Annotated in this window: 4 protein-coding genes; all 4 read left to right on the top strand. The window is 69.4% G+C overall.

Annotated elements, in window-relative coordinates; all coding sequences use genetic code 11:
* The first annotated feature begins 398 nt into the window (after window positions 1–398).
* Complete coding sequence (locus ACZ7RU_RS11075; protein ID WP_470340606.1) at window positions 399–4,853, top strand: NACHT domain-containing protein; 4,455 nt, start codon at window positions 399–401, stop codon at window positions 4,851–4,853.
* 506 nt (window positions 4,854–5,359) lie between these two features.
* Window positions 5,360–6,523, top strand: a complete 1,164-nt coding sequence (locus ACZ7RU_RS11070; RefSeq protein ID WP_470340605.1) for a restriction endonuclease-related protein — start codon at window positions 5,360–5,362, stop codon at window positions 6,521–6,523.
* Window positions 6,520–9,864, top strand: coding sequence for a DEAD/DEAH box helicase family protein (locus tag ACZ7RU_RS11065; protein ID WP_470340604.1), 3,345 nt, complete (start codon window positions 6,520–6,522; stop codon window positions 9,862–9,864). The genes ACZ7RU_RS11070 and ACZ7RU_RS11065 overlap by 4 nt, the downstream gene beginning before the upstream one ends.
* The gene (locus ACZ7RU_RS11060; RefSeq protein ID WP_470340603.1) at window positions 9,858–12,611 is read left to right on the top strand and encodes an RNaseH domain-containing protein; all 2,754 of its coding nucleotides are present in this window, start codon (window positions 9,858–9,860) and stop codon (window positions 12,609–12,611) included. The genes ACZ7RU_RS11065 and ACZ7RU_RS11060 overlap by 7 nt, the downstream gene beginning before the upstream one ends.
* The last annotated feature ends 22 nt before the right edge of the window (window positions 12,612–12,633 follow it).

Below are 12,633 nucleotides of genomic sequence, written 5' to 3'. Positions count from 1 at the left end.
GAGAGCAGCGGCCCGTGGCCCGCGGCCCCTGCGCGTGCAGGGAGGCCTCCAGCCTTCCCTTCCGAACTTGTGCCCGAGGCGCCCGGGCGTGTGAGGGAAGGGAACGTCGGGCCGCGCCCAAGCCGATGCGCGACGCCTCGAGGGACGGGAACACAGGTCGCCGCGACAGCTCACACGTGCACAACTCGTCAGCACCGGTGCGCCGAAGCGACGGCAGGCCTATGACGCTGAGCGGTCTGCCGAACGAGGCGGCAGGAACACCCTGCGGGAGACTCCCGGGACGACCCAAGGGCCCGTGTTGCGCATGGTTGGCCTGTCAGGCGACAGGGCTACGGTGTCGCCAGCCGCAGATGCAGTCCCGCAGAAGCCAACGGGACGGGAGAAGGATGTGAGCGTTCGTGCACGTGGACCGGTTCTGTACCGAGGAAGGCCGGTCCCCGAGCCTGGACCCGCACGGCTTCTTCATCGAGGGACGTCGCCTGATGCCCACCGGCAGGCTTCTGGACGGCGTGGTCGCGCTCTCCGACGTCCTCACGCAGTCTGCGGTCCTCCTGGGCGAGGCCGGAGCGGGCAAGACCCACGCGCTGACCGCGCTCCTCCAAGAAGCCTCACCGCAAGACCCGCCCCGTTGGGACGCCCGAGCCTGGGTGGACATGGGCCAGGTCGACCGGTGGGAAGACTTCACCCGCAAAGCGGCCCCAGTCCTTGACCGACTCACCCCACCGGGCCGGCCAGCCACACCGTCCAGGCACCGGTTCCTGCTCGTCATCGACGGCGTCGACGAGTGCAGAGCCAAACCCAAGCACATCGCCGGCTGGATCGAGGACCTCGCCCGCAACTACGACTGCCGTGCCCTGCAGGTGCTCATGGCCTGCCGCAGCACGGCATTCACAGCCACCCTGCGGCACGCCATGACCAAGGCGTTCGGCATCACCACAGCACACGTCCTGGCACCCCTGCGCCGCCAGGACGTCCACACCGCGGCCGCAGCCCGCAACACCGATCCCAAGGCCTTCACCCGCGCCGTCACCGACGCAGGCGCAGAAGCCCTCGCCCGGATGCCGCTGACCCTGAACCTGCTCCTCGACCTCTACCAGGCAGACCGCGGCCTGCCCCTCGGCCGAGCGGAGCTGTACCGTCGCGCACTGCCGCTGACCGTCATGGGACAGGGCGACGGCCGAGACCCCGACGATCTGGACGGCAGCGCCGAGCAGCGCCTCGCAGTGGCCAGCCGAGTCGCCTGCCACCTGCTGCTCACCGGCGCTCCCGCAGTGAGCCTCACACCCCAGCCACTCCTGCAGGGCCGCCACCTCGCTGTCGACAACCTCGCCACTCCGGAGATCACCCAGTCCCTCGTGCGAAGTGTGCTGGAAAGTCCGCTGTTCACCGGCGCCGGCCCGGGACTGGTCAGGCCCGTCCACGCATCCATCGCCGCCTACCTGGCCGCCTGCCACCTCCTCGACCGCGACCTGCCTCAGCCCCAGTTGCAGAGCCTCCTCGTCCAGCGCGGCGAAGGCAACGCGCCCGGCATCCACGGCGACCTCCACGAACTCGCCGCATGGCTCATCGCGCTCCGCCCGGCTCTCGGCCCATGGCTGATCGACGCCGACCCCGAAGCGATCGCCGCCTACAGCTCCTACATCGCCGACCCGGCCTGCCAACGCCTGGTCGTCGACCGCATCCTGGAACGGGCCCGCGAAAGCCGGCTGAACCTCGACCCGTGGTGGTCCGGGCCGACCTCTCGCTTCAATCATCCCGGCCTCGCCGCACAGCTGCGCCCCGTTCTCACCGCCCCGGCAGCCCCAGACGGGACGAGTACCGAACCCAGCTCCGAGGAACTGAAATTCGCCCTGGCAACCGTGGTCGACAGCAACCTCACGGAACTGCTCACCGAAGTGTCAGCTCTGGCCGCCGATCCACAGCGCCCCCCCGAGCTGCGAAGCCAGGCGGCAGCGGTGGCTGCCAGCATGGACCGCCCGGCGGCCGCGGCGCTCCTCAATCCGATCCTGAGCGAACTGCGTGTGCACCCGGAGCGGGACCCGGCCCACCTCCTGCGAGGCCGGGTGCTGAACGCCGTCTGGCCGGAGCAGCTCTCCGCAGGCGAGCTCCTGACCGAGCTCGTGCCACCGTCCGCGAACAGCAGCGTCAACTACGAGATGTTCTGCGTGTCACTGCCGAGCCTGCTCGCCGAGGCGGACGTGGAGCCGTTCCTCCACTGGGCCACCGAAGCCCTGACCGGCGCCCCGCCCGCACCTGCCGCAGCCGACAGCAACAGCAGCCCCACTGCTCACCAGTGGTCCACCTGGGCACACGCCGACGACATGACGCAAGACCTCCTCGACCGGGCCGTGACCGGACCCGGCGCAGCCGCCAGGATCCCCGCCACAGCGCGATGGCTCCACCCCCTGCTGCGCACCCACCCCACGCTGGCCGTGCCACTGCCACTGTGCACCCCCGACACCGCGCCCGGCGCAGGCGAGGCGAGGCATCTGCGCCGCCTGCTGGCCCTGGAGCTCCTCGGCCTGGCCCAGGACGAGGAGGACGCCCACCTCGCAGCCGACGGCTGGACACCCAGACCCGCCTCTTCCACCCTCACCCGGCGCATCCTTCAAACGCGCCGTACCGCGGCCGGGCCGGTAGCGGAGCCGCGCGAAGGACTCCTCGACCCCGCCGACCTGCCCTGGTTGCTCGAAATGGAACGCGACCTCGACGACCACGCAGCCTCCCTCCTGCGCCCCCTCATTTCCCGCTGCTGGCCCCCGAACGACCCGGTGGCTCAGGAAGCAGCGTGGGCCACACGCGGGACACGGATCTGGGCCACGCTCTTCGCCCCGCACTTCGACCCCGTCCCCCTGCACGGACCCCACACAGACATGCTCCGCGAACGGGCACTACGCGCAGCGAAGAGAAGGCCCGCGCCCCGACAGTGGGACGGCTACGACACGTGGGTCGGCGAAGCCACCGACCTCCTCCACAGGGCCGAAGCCGGCGACGCCGAAAGCTTCTGGCAGCTCTGCCTGGTACTGCGACGGGACCCCGACACCGGCCGCGACACCGGAGACCTCCACCCCGACCTCACCGCCCTTCCCGCAATAGCCGTCCTCCCCGCAGACGCGGAGCACCGACTGTTGGCCGCGGCCCACCACTACCTCGACGCGCCCGACACCGCCGGGACCCGATGGATCGGTACCGACAAGATCCCCTGGAGAGCCTGGGCCGGCGTCCTCGCCCTCACCGCCCTCCACACCCACCCCACAGCCCACCCCCACACCATCACCCCCGCCCACTGGCGTCGCTGGGCACCAGCGCTCCTGTCCCTTGCGCCGACGGCCAACCCAACGGACACCCGGACGACGCACCTGCTGCGCCACGCCACCCTGCATGCCGCCGACCAACTCCACGACACCTTCTTCGCACTCCTCGACACGGCGATCACCCGCCAGGAGTTCTGCGACACCCTGCCCCTTGCCCAGCACATCAGAACCACCCACTTCGAGACCCGCCTCACCGCAGCCGTCCCCGACTGCCTCGACCGGGCCCTGCAGGACGCAACCCAGCACACCGACCCAGGCCACCACGCCATCCACCACACCCTCACCACCCTGCTGCGCCTGACCTGCGACCTGCCCGGGCCCGGGGCCGAGACCGTGCTGGCGGACCTGGACGGGAAGCTGAGGGCCATCGGAGAGGGCCGCAGGTCCCCGCTCGCGGTGGAACTCCTCGCTTTCCTCCTGCAGACGAGTCCTGCCCGGGCCTGGCCGACCGTCGCAGACTGGCTGAGGGCCGGCCCGGAGTCCTTCGAACCCCTCGAGCGACGCATCCTGGACCGCGGCCGCACACAGTGGCTCGACGAGCTGACGGAGCAGCAGGCCGCCGACCTCGCCGACCTCCTGATCGACCGGTACCCGTACGCGACGACGCGCCCTTCGCGACAGTCCCGATGGGTCGGGCACGAGGAGGACGGCCCAGAACACCGCGACACCGTCGTCCAACACCTCGCTGCCAGGGGAACGCCGGACTCAGTGGTCGAGCTCCGCAGCCTCGCCCACTCGCACCCCCACGCCAAACCGCTCGCCCGAGCCCTGCGCACGGCCCAGCGCAACCACCGCGAGCGGACCTGGTCCCGGCCCACCTCCCGCGAACTCCACGCCCTCCTGCAGGACTCCCGGCGACGCCTGGTACGCGACGGCGCCGATCTCACCGACCTGGTGCTCGACGCCCTCGCCACGCTGCAGCACGACCTGACCCACGGGACCTTCCCCGCAGCGCTCATGTGGAACGACACCACTCCTGAGATCGTCAACGGCAAACCCACCCGCCGGCGCCTGCGCTACCCCAAGGAGGAGAACCTCATCTCCGACTACCTCGCCCACCACCTCACCACCCGGCTCGTGGACAGCAAGATCGTGATCGGACGCGAGGTACAGATCAACAGGACCATCGGCGGCGCCGGCGACCGCCTCGACCTCCTCCTCCAGACGGTGACCACCGACCCCGCCCCCGACACCCCGGCGATCCCCACCCTCGTCATCGAGGTCAAGGGAAACTGGCACGACCAACTACACAGCGCGATGCAGACACAGCTTGCCGACGACTACATCCCCACCCTGAACGCCACCCACGGCCTCTACCTCGTCGCCTACTTCCCCGCATCCCAATGGACATCAACGGACCGCAGAATGCCCACCGCGCTCCGCAGCCAGACACCCGACACCCTGCGCAGAGCCCTGCAGGAAAAGGCCGCAACACTGAGCACGGAACGGGGCACTGACATACGAGCCGCGCTGCTCGACTTCAGCCTTCGTGAAACAGCGGACCGCAACCGCAAGGCCGCAGCAGGCCCAGGACAGTAGCGAGAAGCCCGGTGCCACCGACGGTGAGTGCTGCTGCCCACCATCGGTGACCCGGATGCGTATCCCCGCAGACCGGTCCGATGCCTTCATGCGCGGGTTGGGGGTGGACGCGAGCCGCTGCTCGATGGCACGCGTTGTCAGCCACGTACGGCGTCTTGGCTCCGGGTGCGTCGGGCCGATGTGGTTGCTGCCGTGGAACCCGCCTGCAACTTGCCTGAGAGAGCAGCCGCCGACCGTGTCCCACCTCGAGGCGTCGCTGCCGCTGTCTGATCCGGCGCATCGTCAGTCTTCCCTCCGTTGCTCTCACTCGATGGAGTGATTGGATCGGGCGCTCGCCTGGGTCCCTTTCGTGGAGACATGGCAGGTCAGAGCTCCGGTGCGGCCTTCGTGGATGCGACACGCCCGGAGTGCGTGCGTTGCTCGTGCGCCCCAGCTGTCACGCATGATCTCTCTCGTCACTTAGTGCGCTCTGTCAAGAACACTCAGTAAAGTGTGATGGAGGAGATGTGGCGGTGCTCGATACTGCCCTGAGTCGGCGCAGGACGAAGATCCTGACTGCGGCTATTCGCGCGGCTCACGCGTGGACGGTCCGGCACGAGGAATCCCGTGCCTGGCGTGAAATCATGAGTATGGCGGGAGTGGTCAACTCCCTGTGCCCGCAGCAGCGGGCGCTGACCCCTGCGGAGTTCGTCGACTGTCTGAGTCGGCCGATGAGCCGCCTGGCTCCGGACGTCTTCGAGAACGATCCGCTGGGGAGCCTGACCGTCCTGGAGTGGGACGAGCTCAGCGACGATGTCTGGTCCGATGGCTGCACCGCCATCATGGAACTCCTGCACAAGGGCGACCAGGGACGCGGCTGGCTGCCGAGCTGGACCTGGACCCGGCAGGAGGCCGTGCAGAACGAGGCCTTCCTCGCGATCAAGACCGGAGCCGACGACCGCCTGTACGTGGCCCGCCGCCGATTCGTCGTCGAGCACCCGGTCGGGGGAGCGGGGGAGATCGCCGACCTGTGCATGGAAGCCGGCATCGACATGCCCGTCCGCTACACCCCGCTGCCCGCCGACCGCGTCCACGACGGCCGCTGGTGGTGGCCCTGCCCCGTGTGCAAGTGGCCGATGCGCGTCAACGGCTCCCAGGTCCGCTGCACCTACCAGTACCACCACGCCCACTACAGCATCCGCACCGGCGCGACCGCCGACGGCCGGCCCAGGCTGCAGCCCCGCGACCCGCGCGTACCGCGGACTCCCGCCGCACGCGAACGCCGCCTCCAAGGGCCCCAGCGGACCGTATGCGTCGAGCACGCGGTCTGGCGGTTCATCGTCGTCCCCGGCGTCGAGGAACTCCGCCTCTTCCTCAAATGGCACGGCAAGACACCACTGGAAGTCGTCCTGTGGCCCGGCCGCGACCTCTACGACGTCGAATTCACCCTCGCCTGCCTCGGCTGGTCGCTGGCGGTCGACCTCAAGGACGTGGCCAGCGCAAGCGCACTGGCCGACAAGATCAGGGACAAGCCCCTGGCCGCGAAAACCATCGTGATCCCCGACCACCGCGGCCACGGCCAGAAACTCGAACTGCAGGACCTCCTGCCCGACTACACCGTGTGGCTCGTCGAAGACGTCAACAGGGAAGTCGCCAAGCAACTGGCACGAGCGCGGAAGAAGGCCAAATGACCACCACCGCACCCCCACAGACGAAGCGCCAGGAACACCTCCTTCCCCGACTCCTCGCCTGCGCACTCGCCTGCGCCCAGGCCCACTTCCGCGCACCCGACGCCGCGACCCTCACCGCCGCCCACTACCTGCTCACGGGAAAGTACGACGCTTGGAGCGGCTACCCCGCCCTGAAGACGGACGACCAGCGGCGCCTTGCCAGGATGCTGCGCCACCGGGACAACGACGTCGCGAACGACAGCTCCTTCCGCTCCCACGCCGTCGAGCAGCTAGAACAGGACAAGGTGCCCGGGGTCCGGCTCCTTGACGACCGCGAACACGTCCGCTTCCACCACGGCATCGCGCCCCGCGCGTTCGCCGACCGACTCCTCGACGAGATGGACACCATCGCGGCCGAGGGGCTGCGCCCGCAACCCATCGCCCTGGTCGGCGAACACACCAATACCCTGAACGTCCCAATGGCCCAGGGCCTCAGAGCCCCGATCCTGGCCTCCTATACCTTCGGCGACGAGCACGTCCCGGAACACCGGCCGCCCGCCCTGCCCCTCGCCACAGCAGAGGACCTGCCCGAAGCCGTCCTGGACATCTCCGAGTTCCTCAGCCTCAGCAGCCGCCTGGACGACAAGTCCCGCACCGCGTTCCGGGAACAGACCCTCAGGCCGTTCTTCGAGCGCATGCGCGACCGCAACGGCCGGCGCCTGGAAGGGAAACTCGAACTGCGGGCCGGCCCCACCCAGGTGCTGAGCGCGCCTACAGGCTCCGGCAAGAGTGTCATGATGCGAGGCACCGCCACCTGGGCGCTGGAATCGGGACTCACACTCGCCATCGTCGTCGACACCAACTCGGCCGCCCTCAAGATCACACGACAGATCGAGGAGGACCTCGAGGCGTCCGGCGCCCTCACCAAACTCGGCCTCGAGCCCGGTGAGGCCGTCGTTCCGCTCATGTCGCCCAACAGCCTCGCCCGCGAACTGGAGCGTACGGTCCGCAACTCCAAGGACCGCGACTACGTCGACTGGGTGTTCGCCCGGATCGGATACTCCTGCCAACTGCCCGCACTGGCAGCCGTGGACGAGGAGGTGGACACCTGGTCGCCCGGCAGCGAACCATGCCGAAACCTCACCCCGGTGCGTCCGCCCCGGCAGGACGACTACCGCACCATGCCGCAGCCGAAGGTGTGCCCCTTCCGTCAGGATTGCGGCAAGTTCCGGCTCACCCGCACGGCGACCACCGCCCGCATCATCGTCACCACCCACGCGAACCTCCACCAAGGGCGGATGCACATCCCCCTGGAGCTCGCCGACGGAACGGTCAGCGAACGCGTCTCGGTCGAGGAACTCATCCTGCGCCGCTGCCAGATCGTGGTGATCGACGAACTGGACGCGTTCCAGTCGACCGTCCTCGCCCACGCGGGCCGGGGCCTGACCCTCGCCTGGGGGGACCGCTCGCACGACCGGCCGCTCCTCGACATGGACGGGCAACTGGTCGCCGCGTTCCACCGCCTGCCCGGAGCACTGGAGGAACGCGCCCGGCTGAACGTCTCCGGATGCCGCAGACTGGCCGAGACGTACTCCATGCACCTGGCCAGAGGCGACCTCGGCCGCAGCGACCACGTCCCGGACGAGCCCACCGCGCGACCCAGCCGCCGCCTGCGGCGCGACGCCGGCCGCCGGTGGATCGTGCCGCAGCGGTGGGACTCCTGGCTGGCCTCGACGCTCGCCCCCCTCCTCGACAACGACCCCGCACAGATCGGGTCCACCCCGCCGCCCGCCGGCACGAGCAGCCACACGGTCCTCCTCGAAGCGGTGTGGGGGAAGACCGACACCCACCTGCTGCCCGAACACCTCCGCGACCTCGCCACCGCCGCCCGCGCCATCGTCGGCCACCAGGACGAAGCTGGCGCCCTCGATAACGCCCGCCAGCGCCTCGACGACCTCCTGCGGACCTGGCTTCCCTCAGCGAAAACCCGCCTCGACGCCATCGACCGGCTGGTCCGCCGCATGTTCCTGATCCCGCTGAGAGACATGCTCTACCGATTCGTCTACGACGCCCCCCAGCTCAAACTCGCCGGAGTGAGCGCAGCGGAAGAGATCGCCTCCGCCCTCGGTGGATACGACGCCTGGCGTGCTGTCCCGCACGGCCCGCTCGGCCGACTGGTCTTCGCCTTCACCGAGGACGTCAACACCGACGCCCCGCAGAACACCCGCCTGTCCGCCGTCGCCTTCGGCGGCGACCCCCACCGCTACATCACCGACATTGGGCAGACCACCGCACTGGCACACGCCGGACACCGCCGCATCGTGCTCGGCCTTTCCGCCACCGCTTACCTGCCCGGCGCACACCGCCACCACGTCCACACCAAGCCGTCCTTCGTCGTCCCCGACGAGGGCAGCGAAGTCGTCATCGACCTCAGGGCGATCCCCGGAGAGAACACCGCCGAACTCCTGCGGATCTCCGGCCTCTCCGGGAAGAAACGACGCCAGGCCACCTATGAACTCGGCAAACGCCTCTGGAGCGAACTCAAACGCGAACTCGAGCAACTCCAGGCCACGAACCCCAAAGGCATCCAGGACACCATCCTGCTCGCCACCACCTCCTACGTCAGCTGCCACGACCTCGCCGACGGCCTGACCGACGCAGGGGCATCTCCGGGCCTCCTCGCCGTAGCCGTCCGCCCCGACCCAGATCCGAACATCGCCACGACAGTCCGCCAGCGCCACTGGACCGAGATCCCGGCAGACCAGTTGGAGGACTTCGGCGGCATGCCGCAGGCCCGCATCCTCATCGCGCCGATCCAACGGGCCGAACGCAGCCTGAACATCCTCGCCCCCGGCGAACACCGCTCCCGCATCGGATCGATCTGGCTCGCGGTGCGCCCCATGTCCATCGTCGACGAACCCGACGAACTGCTCGCCCACGTCGGCGCCCGCGCCCTCGACGACCGCAGGGCCCACCACCAGCCCTGGACCGTCCTCGCCGAGGCCAAAGCCACTGCCAGCGCCTACTTCGACGAACTCCTGGCAGGGGAACGCTACTTCAAGGCACTGCCGAAACGCGCCAAGCTCGCCATCACCGCAGAACTCGTAGCCTCCATCATCCAACTGGTCGGCCGCGCCCGACGGGGAGGAACCCCAGGACGCCTGCACCTCGTAGACGCCGCGTTCGTCGACGGCAAGGGGAACTCCGACCTGCCGACCCTCCTGCGCGAGCTGCGAGCTGCATGGAGGCGCAGCGGTGAACTCGGCACCGTCGTCGCCACCAACAAGGCATCGACCGACGGGTTCTTCACCTTCGCCGACCAACACGCCATCCACCGCGCAGACCTGGACACCGTATGCTGACGACCCTCGCCTACACCCTGGACCCCAAGCGTCTGGGAAAGGTCGTGCTCTACTCCCTCAGCGAGGACTTCGCCGTCGCCTGGAGCCACCTTCCCAGCTACCGCGACCACGACGGCGCCCGGCCCGTCCGCCCAGCCTACGCAGCCCTCGCCACGGCCCTGTCCGCAGTCACCAACCAGCCCGTGGTGATCATGCCGGACACGCTCGGACAGCCCGACGCCGAAACCGCCGTACCGACGATGCTCGCCACGACCAAGCCCATCGACCGCCGCCTGCTTCACCGCGCGGTCCGCGCTTGGGAGCGGCACATCCGCGGCGGAGACGACGCCAACACCCTCGCCCCGCTGCTCGGACAATGCGAAGAAGTCCGAAGGAACCTCGCCGACTTCATCACCGACGCTTCAACTGGTCGCCCCCTGGCCCCCCAATGGTTCTTCCGCGTCGCAGCTTGGAACCTCGCCGCGGCCCTCGCCAAGCACCGCTTCCACCTCCCCCCGCCCCCACCCCGGCTGAAGACCTCCGTCGGCGAGGAAACAGAACCGGAGGAGGAACCTGATGCCGCTGCGTCATCAGCAACCGGCGAAGACCCCCAGCCGGACACCCCTGCATCGCCCGGGCCGCACCTGGAGTGGCTCATGGACACCAACGGCAGCCTCCTGGCCTGGAACCACGTCCTGACCAACACCGCCGGGCGCCGCCAGACCACCGGCGCCGCCATGCACAAACTCGACTTCCGCGTCGTCACCCTGCCCGGCGAATCCCGCATCGCCGTCCACATCCTGCCCACCTCCAGCCGCCTGGCCACCCACTGGGCCAGCACCCGCACCGCCTTCGTCGCCCGAGGCAAGAGCACCGTGCTCCGCCTGCCCGTCGGCCACCGCCGTACTGAAGACGGATGGCAGCCCTACATCCGCGGCTACACCGCCCAGGTCGTCGACGCCTGCGAACTCGAAGGCATCACCCTGTGCAGCAACGCAGAACTCGCGGCCATCGGCGGCCCCGTCCGCGCACTCGTCCCCGCACCCACCGACCACCCCCTCGGCAAGGGAACAGGAACCCGTTTCAATCTCGCCCTCGCCCGGCACATCAACGCCGCCCTCGGCGCCAAGTACAGCCTCGAGCAGGTCACCTACACCCGAACCGGCCACCAGGTCACCCGCACAGCCAAAGGCCCCGTCCTGCGCGAGGACCTCGATAAGGCACTCGCCGGCACCGGGCACCAGCACGTGCGCATCCTCGCTCTCTACGACCACGAATACACCCGCGACCGGATGACCGCAGCCCTCACCCCCTACGCGGACACCCCAGACGACATCGAACACTGGCAAGACGAACAGGACTGCCCTCTGACCGGAAGGGTCAGCGTCCGGCTGCGCCGGCTGCCCGCGCTCACCGCCACCACCCGCCCCGATTGGGACCGCGAACTGGCCTTCCTCGATGACCTGCCCGCCGCAGGACTGAGCGGCGTCTGGGTCGAAACCCTCTGGAACCCCAAGAAGAAGACCACCCGCCGCGACCAGGGCGCCGATTACGACCCCAAGCGCGACCTGCGCCGGCACTTCCACCAACGCGGCATGGTCTCCCAGTTCATCGCGCAGAAGGAGCGTCTCAAGCCCAAGGACGACACCACTGAGGACAGCCTCCACACCGACAGCACCGGCCACACCGACACCGCCCCCGACACAGGCCTCGACCAGGCAGAGCCTGCCAAGGCCTCCCGCGCGCGGCCGCGCCTGGACTACCCCGCCATCAACGGGCTGAGCGACCTCCTGCTGCGACTCGGAGCCGTCGACCGGCGCATGGCCGACGCCGTCGGCCTGGACCACCCCGCCGTCCTCGTGGGACTGCACCTGCGCCAGCAACGCAGCAGCACCCGCACGCTCGGCTCCGCCGACAAGACCCAGATGGTCGAAGTCCTCACCGCCCTGCACACACACCCCGACCCCGACGTGCCGTGGCGCCTGGAGATGTACAGCCGCCGACACCACGCATGGCTGCCCGTTCCCGATGCGGAAGCGGCCTTCGGCTCAGGACCGATCGGCATCGACGGGCACGCCCGCCACCAGGACGGCGCCCAACTCGTGCGCGAGGAGATCCGTGCCGCCCTCAGGATCCTCCCCGGCACCACCCCTGTCGTGATCTTCGTCGACGCCGAGGCCTGCCGCACGATCTGGCCGGGACTCCAGCACGCCCGCCTCGGCGAGGGCGCCCTGCCGAGCGACACCCTCCAAGAGGAGGGCCGCGTCGCTGCCACCGTCTGCGTCAACACCTCCTACAGCGAAGTCCCCACCCCCGTCGACCGCGCGGACGGCCGACGTCGAGACCCCCACCGCCCCGCAACACCGGACGAGTGGCTGCACCAGCGCACGACCACCACCGGCGTCACCAGCTGGTACCTGGCCCAGGCCTCCCGGACCTACAGCGGATTTGGGCAGACCTCCGTCAACGGGTCCCAGCACACGCGGTTCACTATCCCCGAGCACCAGCGCACCGCGCTCCTGGCCAAAGACTGGAGCAGCTTCACAGCCATCCAGATCACCGTCCCCGAGCCTGGACCGTACCCGGCGGAGAAACTCGCCGCTCTTGCTGCCGCCCTGTGCCACCAGTCCCTGGTCTGGGACTCCCGAACCCGCCACCCCGCCCCCCTCCACGTTGCCGGATGCGTGGATCGGAATCACGCCGAGTACCGGGGAGCCACTTTCACTGACCAGGGACCAACCGATGAGGAGAACGCTGATCAGTCATGAACCTGCAACTTCGGGCAGTGAT

The sequence above is a fragment of the Kitasatospora sp. NPDC114501 genome, assembly GCF_055633695.1.
The sequence above is the reverse complement of the archived record's forward strand: the minus strand, read 5'-3'. Positions and strand labels throughout refer to the sequence as shown.

Coding starts and splice junctions, on each gene's coding strand:
- ACZ7RU_RS11065 (WP_470340604.1), top strand. CDS start 6,520: ATGACCACCACCGCACCCCCACAGACGAAGCGCCAGGAACACCTCCTT.
- ACZ7RU_RS11060 (WP_470340603.1), top strand. CDS start 9,858: ATGCTGACGACCCTCGCCTACACCCTGGACCCCAAGCGTCTGGGAAAG.